We start from the raw sequence: 15,195 nt of genomic DNA on the forward strand, positions 1-15,195 counted from the left end.
AACCGTGGATTCCGACGCGGAAATACACCTATGTCGAGATCACGCCGACACGCATTAGTGGTCGCCATTTTGAACTGGGAGACGAACCTGAGCGGTACTGAGCAGTGGCTTCAGCGGGTCATGCTGCAGCTCATGCAACCAGGTTTCACCGTCCGGATGAGATATTGACAGCTCGACCCATCCCTTCCCGCGCTGCGGCTGGCGTCCGATGAGCAGACGCTACAGGAATCAGGGCAGTTCTGAAAGGCCCCGGTATGTAGTGGGGGCCGCGGCTGTCAACTAATGCCCGATCCCGTGGCAGGGGTGCTGCGCGCCCCTGCCGGTTGCCGAAAACCCGGTCAGGACCCTGTGCGCGGGACTTTCTACTCTAGGCAGTATTGCCGGGCAGGAGTCCGATGGAACCATGACGGCAGGAACCGCACCATCGACCCGCTGGCCCACGATTTCCAAGGACATCTCCGGTTTCCCGGTCCGGCCGAACCTGGTGGACTACGAGGCGGCGTGTGCCGCGTTCTCCTGGGATGAAGCCCGGCGCGCCCTGTCAGGGCTGCCTGGTGGCCGGGGCGTCAACATCGCCTACGAGGCGGTGGACCGGCATGCCGCCGGTGAGCACGCCGGCCGCGAGGCGCTGCGTTTCGTCCGGGCCGACGGCAGCACCCATTCCTTCAGCTTCGCGGAGCTGGCCGGGCAGACCAACCGCTTCGCCGGCGTGCTGCGCAGCCTGGGAATCGGGCGCGGGGAGCGCGTCTTCTCGCTTACCGGCCGCGGGCCGGCCCTGTATATTGCGGTGCTCGGCACGTTCAAGAACGCCAGCGTCTTTTGCCCGCTGTTCTCCGCGTTCGGCCCCGAACCGGTCCGTCAGCGGCTGCACCTGGGATCGGGCCGGGCGCTGGTCACGACGCGGGTGCTGTACCGCAAGAAGATCGCGCAGCTCCGCGATTCGCTCCCGGAGCTTCAGCATGTGCTGCTGATAGACGCCGAGGGCGATCCGGAACCGGGCACCCTGGACCTCGCCGCACTGATGCGGGAAGCCCCGGCGGACGGGGAGATTGCCGCGACGCAGGCCGAGGACATGGCCCTGCTGCACTTCACGAGTGGCACGACGGGGACACCGAAGGGAGTCATCCACGTGCACGACGCCGTCACCGCCCACCATGCGACCGGCAGCTTCGCCCTGGACCTGCATCCCGGGGACGTCTACTGGTGCACGGCCGATCCCGGCTGGGTCACCGGCACCTCGTACGGCGTGATCGCGCCCCTCACTCACGGGGTGACGACGATCGTGGACGAGGAGGAAATGGACGCCGACCGGTGGTACAGGATCCTCGCCGAACAGGGCGTCACCGTCTGGTACACCGCCCCCACCGCCCTGCGGATGCTGATGAAGGCCGGGGCGGAACGCGCCCAAAGCCACGATTTATCCGCCCTGCGCTTCGTCGCCAGCGTGGGGGAACCGCTCAACCCGGAAGTGGTGGTCTGGGGCCAGGAGGCCTTCGGCCAGCCCGTACACGACAACTGGTGGCAGACCGAAACGGGTGGGATCATGATCTCCAACTACGCAGCCACGGAGATCCGGCCCGGTTCCATGGGCCGGCCGCTGCCCGGCGTCGGGGCTGCCTTAGTGGCGCGCGATGACCAGGACAAGCCGATTGTCCGCGACGGTGAGGCGGTGCTCGTGACGGTGCCTGATACGGTGGGCGAACTGGCGCTCCGGCCCGGCTGGCCTTCGATGTTCCGCGGGTATCTGCACGAGGAAGAGCGCTACCGCCGCTGTTTCGTGGGCGGCTGGTACCTCACCGGGGACCTCGCGAAACGCGACGCCGACGGGTACTACTGGTTTGTCGGCCGGGGCGATGACATGATCAAGTCCTCGGGGCACCTGATCGGCCCGTTCGAGGTGGAAAGTTCCCTGATAGAGCACGAGGCCGTGGCCGAGGCCGGGGTGATCGGCGTCCCGGACCCGGTGGCCGGCGAGGTGGTCAAGGCCTTCGTGGAGCTCCGTCCGGGTTGGGAACCCTCCGAGGCCCTGCAGCTGGACATCATCGGTTTCGCCCGCAAGCGGCTGGGCCCGGCGGTGGCGCCGCGGCTGCTGGACTTCACTACCGCGCTGCCCAAGACCCGCAGCGGCAAGATCCTCCGGCGCCTGCTCAAGGCCCGCGAGCTTGGCCTGCCGGAGGGCGATACCTCAACCATCGAGTCCTCCCCCGAGGCTTCCCCTCCGAAGGCCCCGCCGGAGGATCAGAAGTGACCGGCCCCATGTCCCCGACACGCAGCCCCCTGGATCCGGAGCACGGCCGGCACCTGCTGCTGCAGATGCTCCGTGTGCGCCAGCTCGAAGAAAAGTGCGTCGAGCTCTACAGCGCCGCGAAGATCCGCGGTTTCCTGCACGTCTACATCGGTGAGGAAGCCGTCGCGGCGGGCGTCCTGGAGACACTGTCCCCGGACGACGCTCTCGTCGCCACCTACCGGGAGCACGGCCACGCCCTGCTCCGCGGCGTCGCCGCGGGTGCGATCCTGGCCGAAATGTACGGCTACGTGGAGGGCTGCTGCCGCGGACGTGGCGGATCGATGCACCTCTTCGACGCCGCCACGCACTTCTACGGCGGAAACGCGATCGTCGCCGGCGGGCTGCCACTCGCTGTCGGGCTGGCACTGGCGGATAAGATGGCCGGACGCTCCAACGTCACCGTGTGCTTCTTCGGCGAAGGCGCCGTCGCGGAAGGCGAGTTCCACGAAAGCCTTAACCTCGCCGCACTCTGGCAACTGCCCGTGCTGTTCTGCTGCGAAAACAACCTCTACGCCATGGGAACCGCACTGGGCCGCTCGGAATCACAGACGGACATCGCGCTCAAGGCCGCCGGCTACGAGATCTCGGCCTGGGCCGTGGACGGAATGGATGTCCTCGCCGTTGAGGAGGCCGCACGCCGCGCCGTGGACGCCGTCCGGTCCGGCGGCGGCCCGCATTTCCTGGAACTACGCACCTACCGTTTCCGCGCCCACTCGATGTTCGATCCCGAACGGTACCGCGAGAAGGCCGAGGTCCTGAGATGGCAGGAGCGGGACCCGATCACCCTGCTCCGCAGCAGCATGGAGGCGGCGGGCCAGCTTGCCGGGGAAGAGTGGGCGCAGCTGCAGGCGGACGCCGAGGCGGAGGTCGCCGCCGCCGTCGACTTCGCCGAAGCGGGGACGCTGGAGCCGGTGGAGGAACTCACGCGCTTCGTCTACAGCGAGCGGAGCGCACCATGAAGTCCAGCTACCGGGAGGCGCTGCGGGCCGGGATCCGCGACGCGATGCAGCGCGACCCGCGCGTGTTCCTGATGGGCGAGGACGTTGGGGCCTACGGCGGATCGTTCGCGGTGAGCCTGGGGCTGCTGGAGGAATTCGGCCCTGGGCGTATCCGGGACACCCCGCTGTCCGAGTCCGGGTTCGTCGGCGCCGGGATCGGCGCGGCGCTCGGCGGGATGCGGCCCATCGTGGAGATTATGACCGTCAACTTCAGCCTCCTCGCCTTGGACCAGATCGTGAACAACGCCGCATCCCTGCTGCACATGTCCGGCGGGCAGTTCCACGTGCCGCTGGTCATCCGGATGAGCACCGGTGCCGGCCGCCAGCTGGGCGCCCAGCATTCGCACAGCCTTGAAGGCTGGTACGCGCATGTCCCCGGCCTGCGCATCCTCGTCCCGGCCACCCTTGAGGATGCCCGCGGGATGCTCTGGACGGCGCTCGAGGACCCGGATCCGGTGCTGATCTTCGAGCACGGCTCGCTTTACAACGTCGCCGGTGAACTCGACGACAACGCCGGCCCGGTGGACATCGACTCCGCCGCGATCCGGCGTCATGGCAGTGACATTTCGCTGATCACCTACGGCGGGACTCTTCCCGCCGTGCTCGACGCCGCCGAGCAGCTCGCGGGCGAAGGCATCGACGCCGAGGTGCTGGACCTGCGCACGCTCCGGCCGCTCGACGAGGCCACCATCCTCGAATCCGTCGCCCGGACGCACCGGGCAGTGGTGGTGGACGAGGGGTGGCGCAGCGGGAGTATTTCGGCGGAAATCAGCGCCCGGATCACCGAGAACGCCTTCTTTGACCTGGACGCGCCCGTGGGCCGGGTCTGCAGCGCCGAGGTGCCGATCCCCTATTCCAAGCACATGGAACTGGCCGCCCTGCCCTCCGTAGAGCGGATCGTCGCCGCGGCCCAGGAGGCGGCGGGGGCCCGTGGGTGAGTTCCTGATGCCCTCCCTCGGGGCCGACATGGAGCACGGCAAGCTCGTCGAGTGGCTGGTCAAGCCCGGCGACTACGTGCGCCGCGGGGATCTGGTGGCCGTCGTCGACACCGACAAGACCATCATGGACGTGGAGTCCTTCCAGGAGGGCGTGGTTGCGGATCTCCTGGTCGACATCGGCGAAACGGTGCCGGTGGGCACCCCGCTGGCCCGGATCACGCAGACCCCGGCCGAGACCGGCCCGCCGGCCCATGAGGGGCCCCCGGCCCGGGCGACGGCTAAGGCTGCTGTTTCGAAAACGGCTGTGCCGAAGGCTGCCGCCCCCGAAGCCCCCGAGACAGCAGCCCCGAAAGAAGCCGCCCCGATCGCGCCCCCGGTCCGGCACCTGGCGCACCGGCTGGGAGTGGACACCGCCAAGATCCACGGCACCGGCAAGGGCGGGGTTATCACCCGGGCGGACGTGGAGCATGCCGTCGCCGCCCGCCCCGGCAGCCGGGTACGGTCCTCGCCCCGGGCGCGGCGGCTCGCCGCCGAACTCGGCGTCGAGCTCGCCACCATTTCCGGCACCGGCCCGCAGAGCGCCGTGACCGAGGCGGACGTGCACCGCGCCGCGGGCAGTCATGCGGAGGCGCTGGTCCCCGAGGTTTCCTCTCCCGCCCTGCACGCGCCCCCGAAGGGAGCGCCGGAAGAGCCTGTCACGGGGAAGACTTCGGAGGCGCGCGAGCGTTTGGCTAGCCTGCGCCGCGCCATCGGCGCCTTGATGTCGCGCTCGAAGAAGACCATTCCGCACTACTACCTGAGCACCACCCTGGACCTGCGTGCCGCCGTCGACTGGATGCAGTCCGTCAACGCCCAGCGTCCCGTCGCCGCCAGGCTCGTCCCCTCCGCACTTCTGCTCAAGGCTGCGGCGCTTGCGGCCAGAGACGTGCCGGAGGTCAACGGTTTCTACGGCGACAGCGGGTTCCGGCCAAGCGCCTCGGTGCACCTCGGCGTCGCGGTGGCCCTCCGCCAGGGCGGGCTGGTGGCGCCTGCGATCCACGACGCCGACACACTGCCCGTGGAGGTGCTGATGGAGCAGCTGCGCGACCTTGTTAGCCGCGCGCGTGCCGGCCGGCTGCAGCGTGCCGAAATGGCGGATCCGACCATCACCGTGACCAACCTCGGGGACCTGGGCGTCGAGAGCGTCTATGGCGTGATCTATCCCCCGCAGGTCGCCATGGTCGGCTTCGGCCGCGTGATGGAACAGCCCTGGGCGCAGAACGGAATGCTCGGGGTGCGGCACGCCGTCATTGCCACCCTCTCGGCTGACCACCGGGTCAGCGACGGCCTGCGCGGGGGCCGCTACCTCGCCCGCATCGAAGAGCTGCTGCAAAAACCGGAGGAGCTATGAACGAACAGGACGCCCGCGAGGCGGTCCATGCCGCCATCGGCAAGGTCGCACCGGATGTGGACATGGCGGACGTGGACGAGGATTCCCGGCTGCGGCAGGACCTCGAACTCGATTCACTGGACTTCCTGCGGCTCGTGGAAACCATCGACACAGTCACCGGCGTCGACATTCCCGAACGCGACTACCCCGCGGTGGCTACCGTCAAAGGACTCATCGATTACCTCGCCGCCCGCGGCTGAGCAGGCCAGCACCGGGATCAGCAGCGCCCGGTGCCTGAACTGCTGGGCGCTCCGGACGACGACGACGGCGGGCGTTCGCCGCCGTCGTTCCGGAAGTGACTTTCGGCCCTACGTGCGGACCCGTCGTGGGCGGAAGCTTGGGGTAGAAATGGGCAGCGGACGGGAGCACCATGAAACACCAGCAGCCGACCCTCCGGTTCCTCGGAGCCACCGATACCGTCACCGGTTCCAGGTACCTGATCGAATCCGGCGGCAAGCGCGTGCTGGTCGACTGCGGACTCTTCCAGGGCTACAAACGCAGCCGCGAACGCAACCGTGCCCCCTTCCCCGTCCCGCCGCATTCCATCGACGCCGTGGTCCTGACTCACGCGCACCTGGACCACACGGGATACGTTCCCGCACTGGTCCGGGACGGCTTCGGAGGTCCTGTGTACGCCACCGAGGGCACCATCGAACTCTGCACGCTCCTCCTCCCCGACAGTGGGTATCTGCAGGAAGAAGAGGCTAGGTTCGCAGTCCACCGCGAATCGTCCAAGCACAGCCCGCCGCTTCCGCTCTACACGGCGGCTGACGCCGTGAAGTCCCTTAACAGTTTCACCATCCATGGTTTCGACGACCCGCTGGAGCTTGGCGGCGGCATGGAACTGACGTTCCTGCCCGCAGGTCACATCCTGGGGGCCGCGCAGGTCCACGTCCGGATCGGCTCCCACTCCGTGCATTTCACCGGGGATCTGGGCCGAGCGGACGATCCTTTCATGTATCCGCCGCGCCCGCTTGGCGAGACCGGCGTGCTGGTGACGGAATCCACCTACGGGAACCGGAAACACTCAAGCGTGGATCCGGAGAAGCAACTGGGGGAGATCATCACCCGGGTCGCGAAACGCGGCGGAGTCATCATGTTCGCGGCCTTCGCCGTCGGCCGGGCTGAGACGCTCATGCTGTACTTGTCCCGGCTCCGCAGGAAGAACGCGATCCCGGACATCCCGGTATACCTGAACAGCCCCATGGCCATCGACGCCTCCGGAATGTACCAGCGGCACCGCGAGGAACACCACCTCAAGCAGGACGAATACGAGAACATGTACAAGCTGGCCAAACTCACCCGCACCGCCGATGAGTCCAAATTGCTGAACCTGCGTGGCGGCCCGATGATCATCATCTCGGCCAGCGGCATGCTGACCGGCGGCAGGATCCTGCATCACATCGCAGCCTACGGACCGGACCCGAAGAACGCCATCATCCTCAGCGGCTACCAGGCAGGCGGCACCCGCGGCGCGATCCTCGCCGCCGGGGAGCGTGAGCTCCGCGTCTACGGCGAGGACGTCAAGATCCGTGCCGAAGTCATCCAGATGGAAAGCCTGTCCGCCCACGCCGACGCCGACGGCCTCATTGCGTGGATGAAGGGGGCAGAGAAGGAGCCCCGCATGACCTACATCACACACGGCGAACCCGAAGCATCAGATGCCCTGCGCATCCGGATCAAACGGGAACTGGGCTGGCGGGCCCGGGTGCCTGAGCATCTGGAACAGGTCTCCATCGAGGATCCGCGGTGAATCCCGACGGGCGAGTCGGGCAAGAGTGAAGACGACTACGGACATCCGTTTCGGCTATATACGCTCAGTCGGCGTCCGGGACAGCCGCGATGACTGGGCAAATGCACCCCGCCTATACCGAAAATGACATGGCAGGAGACAATGATGTCGCTCTCGGAACGTGAGCAAAGAACGCTGGACCAGATCGCCGAGCAACTCAAGCTACAAGATCCGAAACTCGCCTCAAAGATGGGCTCCGGCGCCATCCAAACGGTGCCGGGACGACTCGTCGCAACGGTGGCACTTGTCATCGTCGTCGGATGCCTGGTCCTCCTGGCGGGCATCGCCACTCGGGCACTTTTTCTGGGCGTCGCTGGTTTCGCCATCATGGGCGTCGGCGCATACCTGGCAAGCCTCCGGATCCGCGTACCCGCGGTCCGCCCCGCCCGTGGGAGGCACCCGGCCCCTGGAGAAACCGGGCACGGATAGCCGTTATCGATAATGTGGGGGCACGCAGTCCGCCCACCGTTTTGGTCTCTCCCTTGGAAGTCGGAACCGACGTACCCGGCGCTGGGCTATGCGTAGTGGTCGTTGGCTTGACGGTTCCGAACATTCCCAAACTGCATAAGAGTGGGCCACTGCCGATCTGGTCGTCGCCGGAGCCCGGAAAGGGAACTGGGCGACCCCCGGTGCCGCCCCGCGGTCTGGGTGCAAGCACTGCCGTTCACTGCGGCAACTCGGGCGCTGATTCCTCGTTCCGGGCCGGCAACAGGTGATGGCTGAACCACTCAGCTGCCAGCGTGGCCGCCTGGGTAAGTGTTCCAGGTTCTTCGAAAAGGTGTGTGGCCTCGGGGATGATCTCCAGCCGGGTCGGCGCCCGCATCAGGGCCATGGCCCGGCGGTTGAGTGCAAGGACCTGGGGGTCGGCACTGCCGACGATCAGAAGAGTCGGCGCCCGCACGGCGGCCAGCCGCGGGCCGGCCAGATCCGGACGCCCGCCCCTTGAAACAATGGCGCCTATCCGTGCGCCGGGTTCGGCCGCGGCCCACAGCGCGGCACCGGCACCGGTGCTGGCCCCAAAATAGCCGACAAGGCCGGATGAGGTGTCATTCCTGGTTCCCAGCCACCGGGTTGCCGCCATGAGCCGCCGGGCGAGCAGGGCGATGTCGAACACGTTCTCCCGGTTGACTTCCTCAGCGGGGGTCAGCAGATTCAGCAGCAAGGTGCCCAGCGCGGTGCGCTGAAGGACCGAGGCGACGAACCTGTTGCGGGGGCTGTGACGGCCGCTGCCGCTGCCGTGGGCGAACACCACGATCCCGTCGCACCGTGCGGGCAGCTGCAGGTTGCCCCGGAGACCTATGGCACCGGACGGGATTTCCACCTCTTCTTCGACGCCGGGCCCTTTCGCTGCCAGGACACGGTGCAGCCGCCGGGCTGCGGCGTCGAGCAGTTGCACGACCTCCTCATCCGCTATGGGGGAGAAGTCGCTGTAGTGGTAGCCGACGGCCTGGAAATTCCGGGCGGAAACCAGGCAGCACACGTCGTCCGGCTCCGTCAGAAAGGCCAGCATCTGGGTCGGGGCTAGAGGCACGGCCAGAATCACTCTCGCCGCGCCCAGTTGCCGTGCAACCCGGCAGGCGACACGGGCAGTGGACCCGGTCGCGATACCGTCATCGACGATTATTACTGTGCGGCCCTTCAGATCCGCGTGCACCCGCCCGGCGTCGGTTAGGCCCGGGGGCGGGTGCCCTTGGTGTTCCGGTCGGCGGCGTCGTGCCGGTGGTGTTCTGGCTGGACGGCTTCGAAGAACCGTTCGGTGCCGTGGGCGGCGAAGGCGCTATGGGCCCGGTTCCGGATGAACACCATGCCGCTTCGGTAAGCCGGAATTGGCCGTGGGAATCCTGGGGGAGCGGTTGGTCCGAGGCACGGCCAAGGGCAGCGCTGATCGTGCGGGGCACGATGGCCGTGCCGCTGTGGTCCATGAGCCACTGCCGGGTTGCCGGGTCCAGCCGAGCCCAGAGGGATTTGATGTCCGGCGCGGGGCCGGTGCCGGTACCGGAACCCGTGCCGCGTTTCGAGGAGGTCATGTTACCCGCGGGTGATGGGGAGTTTCTTCGGGGCCTCGGGCTGGGCGGCCTCTTCCGGCAGGGGGGTGCGGACTTCCAGGACCCCGTTGGTGTAGGTGGCTTTGATGTCTTCTTCCTTCACGCCTTCGGGAAGGGGGATGCTGCGGCTGAAGGAACCGTAACGGAATTCGGACCGGAAGCGGCCCTTGTCTTTGTGTTCTTCCTTTTCCTGGCGTTCGGCACGGATACGCAGGTATCCGTCATCGAGCGTGATCTCCACGTCTTTGTCGGGATCGACCCCGGGCATCTCGGCCCGCACGACCAGCGTCTGGCCGTCGACGAGTTCCTCGACGCGGATCGGGGCAGCTCCGGTCGTGGATTCAAACATGCGGTCCAGGGAGTCCATCAGCTCGGACGGGGACCTCAACAGGATGTTGAACGGTGAGGTCCACCGCGTCGTTGCGAAGGGGGACCATCTGAGCAGATCAGACATGGCAGTTTCTCCAAACTCTGGGCAGGGAAAGCCCCGAAGGAAGGGACGGGGTCCTTCCAGTAGATACCCGCCAGGAATCAGGAAACATGGACTAAAGTCCTTCCGGCGCCAACCCCCGGCCGCCGCCATGGACTCTCCGGGAGCCGCACGGCCTGGGGGACTTTAGTCCCTGCCACCGGCCGGTCACGGGGTGCATTCTGGAAGGGAAAGCTTCCGGATACGAGGGCGACATGCCTGCCGGGACCCCACCATCGTTGCGCGGATCCCGCGCTGCCCACGAAACCCGTTTGACGGCCGATCGAGGCCCGCGCGACCTCTAAACAGGACAGAGACGTCCGGAAGGACAACGACCATGGCAGGTGTATTCGAACTGTTCACCGATCTCCACTCCCACATCCGGTTCCGGCTCCTAGCATCCGACGGGACCGAACTGGCCGTCTCGCAGGCGTATCCGGATAAACGCGCTGCGGCAGCGGCCATCACGGATGTGCGTGAGTGCGCCGGAACCGGTCTGATCCAAGACCACTGCACTGCCACCACACAAAACGCTGCGGGCCTGCGGAGGCCGCACCGCCAGAACAAATTTCGGAATTTGCCCCCGCACGTTGTCACCACGGCCGCAGCCAAGCCACGCACGCCCAAGTGTTGATGCCAGGCTTCAGGACCTCATCCTGGACAACAACAATGACGTCGGGGAGTTCCTCGCCGGACTGGTCACCCTCGCTGCAACAAGGCTCTCCCATGCCGGCACGGGAGTGTCCTGCGGAATCACCGTTACACGGCGGAAAAGACCCACAAAACTGGCCAGCAGCGAACCCGGAGCCCGGACCATGGACGAACTGCAAGACTCGCTCGGTGAGGGTCCGTGTCTGACGGACTTGACCGAACAGCGCACTGTTCTGGCCGCCGACCTGGACGATGAGCACGACAATGACCGAGCCGGCGTCAGTAGGGATCAGGCCGGCCACCATCGAGATAATCGTGGTCTTGCCGGCACCGTTTGGCCCAAGAACACCGTAGGTTTCTCCCGCCCGGATGTGAAAGGTTACTCCGTCGACGACCGTTCGTTCGCCGTAGCGCTTGACCAGGCCTTTGACCGCCAGGACATCGTCTGTCCGGGTCTTGACGCTCGTAGTAGCTACAGGCTGCATGTCAGGCGCTTGCTGGGCAGAGATCATTGATGAGACCGGTTCCGGCGCATTCACGAACATCATTGATGGCGGCTGCGGCGTCGCGCTTATCCGGGTACGGCCCGGAAACGGCGAGGACCGTCCCGTCCGGTGCCACAAGGGTGAACCGGACGTGTGATTCGGCATCCGTGAACAATTCGAATGATCCTGCCATGCGCTTGCTCCTTCCAAACTTCATCGTTCGCGTGTGGGCGGCGGTAGTTCGTGCCAATGCTTCCAGAATGGAAGCGGGTGCATTAGGGACGAAGGTCCTGAAAAGCCGAAAAGGAGCAACTGCCTGGTCCGAAGCGCCCTAGCTGCGGCGGCCTGGCGGCATTAGCGTCAGAGGCATGACCCTGGCTGCCCTGAGAAGTTTTCTTGTGCACTTTCCGCTGGTGGCCGCTACCGTGGCTGCCGGGACGATCGTTGCGGTGCTCCTGGCCACCGGGCAGGCGTCGGCAGCCCAGTGGACGGCAAGCGCCTACGCACTTATGGTGGCCGTGGCCAGGTCGGTCTCCATGGCCAAATCATTGCTGAGGGGCCGGTAGGGAATCGACCTGCTGGCCGTGACTGCCATCGCCTCGACGGTGGCAGTGGGGGAGTACGTAGCGTCCCTGATCATCGTGCTGATGCTGGCCGGAGGCGAAGCGCTCGAGGAGATTGCACAGGGGCGGGCGACCCGGGAACTCAGGTCCCTGCTCGCGCGTCCCGCAGACAGCCCACCGGGAACTGCCGGGCCTGCCGCCGGAAGACATCCCGGCCGGGGACGTGCTGCCCGGCGACATTCTTCTGGTCAAACCCTCGGAGGTGCTTCCCGTGGACGGGTTGCTTCTCACGGCAACTGGCAGCTTCGATGAATCCACCTTGAGGGGTGAGAGCCTGCCGGCGGAACATGTCAAAGGCGATACGCTGCTCAGCGGATCGGTCAACGGCGAAAGCGCCGCGCATATGAAGGCGACGTCCACGGCGAAAGACTCGCAGTACAGCCAGATTGTGGCTTTGGTCCAGGCGGCGGCGTCGAGCCGGCCTCCGGTAGTCCGGCTCGCTGACAGGTACGCCGTTCCGTTCACGCTCCTGGCCTTCGCCGTGGCCGGGATGGGCTGGTATTTCAGCCAGGACCCGGCTCGGTTCGCGCAGGTCCTCGTTGTCGCTACCCCTTGCCCCCTGCTCATCGCCGCTCCGGTGGCGTTTCTTGCGGGCACCAGCCGGGCGGCGCACTCGGGAATCATCATCAAGAACGGCGGAACCCTCGAACAGCTTGCCCGGGTGCGGACGGCCGTCTTCGACAAGACAGGCACGCTCACCCACGGCCGGCCCACCTTGCACGGCATGTGGGTTTCACCGGCAGCGTCCGGGCTGGTGACCGAGGACCGGCTGCTGCAACTGGCCGCTTCGGCAGAGCAGTACTCCTCTCATGTCCTTGCCTCCTCTGTGATGGATGCTGCACGGCACCGCGGGCTTGACCTGCTGGAGGGCAGCAACGCGTTTGAACACGCCACCCAGGGGGTCACGGCGACCTGCGGCGATCAAACGGTGGTGGTGGGTAAACCTGACTTTGTCCGTTCCGTCACCTCGGCGTTCGAGGAGGCCGAGGTGGCCGGTGGACAACTGGCGGTCTACGTGGGCGTTGACGGCCGGTTCGGGGGAGCGCTGATCATGAGCGACCCGCTCCGGGACAATGCGGTGGGCACACTGACCGCGTTGCACCGGCTGGGCATCCGGGAAACGCTGCTCCTTACCGGCGACTCTCGGGCAACGGCCGAAAAAATTGCTGCACAGGCCGGGATCTCCCGCTTCCAGGCAGGGTGCCTTCCGGGTGATAAAGTCTCCATCGTCGCAGGGCTGCGGGAACGCCCGGTCATGATGGTGGGCGACGGTGTGAACGACGCTCCGGTCCTGGCTGCCGCCGACGTTGGTGTCGCCATGGGCGCCAAGGGGTCAACCGCGGCGAGCGAGTCTGCCGACGTCGTCATCATGCTCGACGACTTATCCAAAGCGGCGCTGGCAGTCGACATCGGGCAGCGCACGGTCCGGATAGCGCTGGCGAGCATTTGGATAGGCATCCTGCTGAGCATCGGCCTGATGGTAGCAGCGGTATTCGGCTACATTCCAGCTGTGGCCGGCGCCCTCCTCCAGGAGTTGGTCGATCTGGCCACGATCCTGAACGCGCTTCGTGCTCTGCGCGATGGCCGCCGTCCAACCGCGACGGCGGTGGGCGGCCCGCCGGTGAGTGTTGCGGCAGTGAGGTAACGGCCGGCGTCGTGCCTAAACCTTGATCCACCGATGTTGCTCGGGGCGCCGACGGCGGTTTAAACCGAGAATGCCCGTCTTTGGCGAATTCCAGGGGTCGTTGCAACACCCGAGGTCAGCTGGTTATCAGTAAATCACGAAGTGACTCGGCTGGGGTTTTCCAGTGGAGTGTTTTGCGTGGGCGGGCGTTGAGTTCCTGGGCGACGTGTTCGAGGTCCTCGGGGCCGTAGGCGTTCAGATCGGTGCCTTTGGGGAAGTACTGACGCAGGAGCCCGTTGGTGTTCTCGTTGGATCCGCGCTGCCAGGGGCTGGCCGGGTCGCAGAAGTAGACGTCCATGTCGGTGGCGATGCTGAACGCCTAGTGTTTGGCCATTTCGACGCCTTGATCCCAGGTCAGGGAACCCCGCAGGTGCGCCGGCAGGGTCCCCATGGTCTTGATGAGGCCGTCACGGACCGATTCGGCGGTGTGGTCCACCGGCAGGTGCACCAGCATCACGTAGCGGGTGGTGCGCTCGACCAGAGTCGCAATGGCCGATTGGTTGTGGGCCCCTGTGATGAGGTCGCCCTCCCAGTGGCCCGGGATCGCGCGGTCCTGGACCTCTGCGGGGCGTTCGGAAATGTTGATCATCGGGTCCCGGAAGCGACTGGTGCGTTCCTCGGGGCTTTTCTGCTTTTTGCGGCGTGTCCTTCCGCTGCGCAGGGCCTCTTTGACCTCGCGTTTGAGTCCGCCGCGGGCCTGTAGAGGGCCTGGTAGATCGTTTCGGGGCTCACGCGCATCTGCTCGTCATCGGGGAAGTCCTTGATCAGCAGCTTCGAGATCTGTTCCGGGGACCAGCGGATGCGCAGCTTGTCCGCCACGTAGTCGCGCAAGCCACCGGCTGCTGCCAGCTTACTGTCCTTGGGCCGTGCCCGGGCCGCCGTGGCGGTGCGGTGGGCGCCGTAGGGCTGGTAGCCGAGCACGGGGTGGCTGTTGCGTTTGATCTCCCGGCTGATGGTACCTACGGAGCGGCTCAGCGCCCTGCCGATCGCCTGCATAGAGGTTCCGTGGGAACGCAGGTCCGCGATCTTCTCCCGCTCAGGCAGGGACAGGAAGCGGGCGCTGACGGGCTGCTCAAGGGCTTCCAAAGCAACCGGAGCCGCCGGCGGTGGTAGCACCGCCGGCACCGGCTCCGGCGGGGCTTCCGGTGCCGTAACGGGGGCCGACGGTTCGGCGAAAGCGGTAATCACTTCCTGTTTATACGGCACTTCCGGGGCGTTGGAGCCAACGGCGCGGCCCTTGGCCATATCCCGCTCGTTCTCCCACAGGTACCCGCTTTTGCGGCTAGCACCGGCGGTGGCAGCTGCTTCCATCCGGCCGACGCCCGCTTCGCGCAACCGCAGGAATTCGGCGCGCTTCCCGACCCCTGGGTGGATGGACCTGATTCCGGCGTGACGGGCCCAGCTCACGCACTGCGATCTAGCCAGACCAAGCTCCCGGGCGGCCAGGCTGACACTGCCCACACGAGCGAGTACGGCGAAGAACTCGTCCTTCTGCTCTGCGGTGGCAGACTGCTTGGCCACCGGATTTGTGCGGGGTTTGCGGGTGACGGCGCCAGCCTTGTAGGCCCAATGGAAGCAGGTCTGGACGTTGATGCCCATCGTCTTGGCCGCGAGGCTCACGCTCCCCAACCGGTCCAGCAGGACAAAGAACTTGTCCTTCTCAGCTTGTGAGTAGATTTGGCCAGATTTCCGGCTCTCCTGACTCTTCCGTGGGCGTTTTGAGCGCGCCTTAACGGACGCACGCCGCTTTCCGTCTATAGGTTTCTGACTGTCTAAGGAAAGAAACTTTTAGAA

At 66.3% G+C, this 15,195-nt stretch carries 15 protein-coding genes and 2 pseudogenes; 10 read left to right on the forward strand and 7 right to left on the reverse strand.

Translation table 11 applies throughout. The annotated features are described in order from the left end of the window. The first annotated feature begins 403 nt into the window (after positions 1-403). From acsA to ACX80M_RS20230, 7 genes are all read left to right on the forward strand, one after another. On the forward strand, positions 404-2,248 hold the full coding sequence (acsA, locus tag ACX80M_RS20200; RefSeq protein WP_252603682.1) for an acetate--CoA ligase: 1,845 nt from the start codon (positions 404-406) through the stop codon (positions 2,246-2,248). Positions 2,249-2,256: 8 nt separating this feature from the next. Next, the gene (gene pdhA / locus ACX80M_RS20205; RefSeq protein ID WP_252608022.1) at positions 2,257-3,246 is read left to right on the forward strand and encodes a pyruvate dehydrogenase (acetyl-transferring) E1 component subunit alpha; all 990 of its coding nucleotides are present in this window, start codon (positions 2,257-2,259) and stop codon (positions 3,244-3,246) included. Next, positions 3,243-4,223, forward strand: a complete 981-nt coding sequence (locus tag ACX80M_RS20210) for an alpha-ketoacid dehydrogenase subunit beta (RefSeq protein ID WP_252603679.1) — start codon at positions 3,243-3,245, stop codon at positions 4,221-4,223. Before pdhA ends, ACX80M_RS20210 begins: the two co-directional genes overlap by 4 nt. Next, positions 4,216-5,613, forward strand: coding sequence for a dihydrolipoamide acetyltransferase family protein (locus ACX80M_RS20215; protein WP_252603677.1), 1,398 nt, complete (start codon positions 4,216-4,218; stop codon positions 5,611-5,613). The genes ACX80M_RS20210 and ACX80M_RS20215 overlap by 8 nt, the downstream gene beginning before the upstream one ends. After that, positions 5,610-5,852 carry an acyl carrier protein gene (locus tag ACX80M_RS20220; protein WP_252603674.1) on the forward strand — a complete coding sequence of 81 codons (243 nt, stop codon included), beginning with the start codon at positions 5,610-5,612 and terminating at the stop codon, positions 5,850-5,852. Before ACX80M_RS20215 ends, ACX80M_RS20220 begins: the two co-directional genes overlap by 4 nt. Before the next feature lie 170 nt (positions 5,853-6,022). Continuing rightward, a complete protein-coding gene (locus ACX80M_RS20225) occupies positions 6,023-7,405 on the forward strand; it encodes an MBL fold metallo-hydrolase RNA specificity domain-containing protein (protein WP_459310287.1) in 1,383 nt (460 codons plus the stop codon). Positions 7,406-7,546: 141 nt separating this feature from the next. Next, the gene (locus ACX80M_RS20230) at positions 7,547-7,873 is read left to right on the forward strand and encodes a DUF3040 domain-containing protein (RefSeq protein WP_252603670.1); all 327 of its coding nucleotides are present in this window, start codon (positions 7,547-7,549) and stop codon (positions 7,871-7,873) included. Positions 7,874-8,108: 235 nt separating this feature from the next. Here the strand turns inward: ACX80M_RS20230 and ACX80M_RS20235 are convergent, their stop codons facing one another. The 4 genes and pseudogenes from ACX80M_RS20235 to ACX80M_RS20250 all read right to left on the reverse strand — a co-directional run bounded on the left by ACX80M_RS20235 (position 8,109) and on the right by ACX80M_RS20250 (position 9,943). Beyond that, positions 8,109-8,975, reverse strand: a complete 867-nt coding sequence (locus tag ACX80M_RS20235) for a dienelactone hydrolase family protein (RefSeq protein ID WP_459310293.1) — start codon at positions 8,973-8,975, stop codon at positions 8,109-8,111. 3 nt (positions 8,976-8,978) lie between these two features. Then, positions 8,979-9,098, reverse strand: a pseudogene (locus ACX80M_RS20240) (phosphoribosyltransferase family protein); the annotation flags it as partial. A 14-nt stretch (positions 9,099-9,112) separates the two neighbouring features. Further along, positions 9,113-9,250, reverse strand: coding sequence for a hypothetical protein (locus tag ACX80M_RS20245; RefSeq protein ID WP_459310288.1), 138 nt, complete (start codon positions 9,248-9,250; stop codon positions 9,113-9,115). Positions 9,251-9,472: 222 nt separating this feature from the next. Then, positions 9,473-9,943, reverse strand: a complete 471-nt coding sequence (locus ACX80M_RS20250; RefSeq protein ID WP_459310289.1) for an Hsp20/alpha crystallin family protein — start codon at positions 9,941-9,943, stop codon at positions 9,473-9,475. A gap of 352 nt (positions 9,944-10,295) precedes the next feature. On the opposite strand from ACX80M_RS20250, the gene ACX80M_RS20255 reads away from it, so the two are divergent. Further along, positions 10,296-10,592 (forward strand): YegP family protein, encoded by a 297-nt coding sequence (locus ACX80M_RS20255; protein WP_459310290.1) that lies wholly within the window; start codon positions 10,296-10,298, stop codon positions 10,590-10,592. Here ACX80M_RS20255 and ACX80M_RS20260 read toward each other — a convergent pair. Continuing rightward, positions 10,552-11,094: an ATP-binding cassette domain-containing protein gene (locus ACX80M_RS20260; RefSeq protein ID WP_459310291.1), complete on the reverse strand. Its 543-nt coding sequence runs from the start codon at positions 11,092-11,094 to the stop codon at positions 10,552-10,554. The two genes, ACX80M_RS20255 and ACX80M_RS20260, sit on opposite strands and share 41 nt — an antisense overlap. 1 nt (position 11,095) lies before the next feature. After that, positions 11,096-11,287 (reverse strand): YegP family protein, encoded by a 192-nt coding sequence (locus tag ACX80M_RS20265; protein ID WP_308216227.1) that lies wholly within the window; start codon positions 11,285-11,287, stop codon positions 11,096-11,098. Positions 11,288-11,462: 175 nt separating this feature from the next. On the opposite strand from ACX80M_RS20265, the gene ACX80M_RS20270 reads away from it, so the two are divergent. Next, positions 11,463-11,660: a hypothetical protein gene (locus tag ACX80M_RS20270; RefSeq protein ID WP_308293106.1), complete on the forward strand. Its 198-nt coding sequence runs from the start codon at positions 11,463-11,465 to the stop codon at positions 11,658-11,660. Between the two features lie 220 nt (positions 11,661-11,880). After that, positions 11,881-13,362, forward strand: a complete 1,482-nt coding sequence (locus ACX80M_RS20275) for a heavy metal translocating P-type ATPase (protein ID WP_459310292.1) — start codon at positions 11,881-11,883, stop codon at positions 13,360-13,362. A gap of 115 nt (positions 13,363-13,477) precedes the next feature. On the opposite strand, the pseudogene ACX80M_RS20280 reads toward ACX80M_RS20275, so the two are convergent. Further along, positions 13,478-14,712: pseudogene (locus ACX80M_RS20280) on the reverse strand (IS30 family transposase). Between the last annotated feature and the right edge of the window lie 483 nt (positions 14,713-15,195).

The sequence above is a fragment of the Pseudarthrobacter sp. MDT1-22 genome (assembly GCF_054511035.1).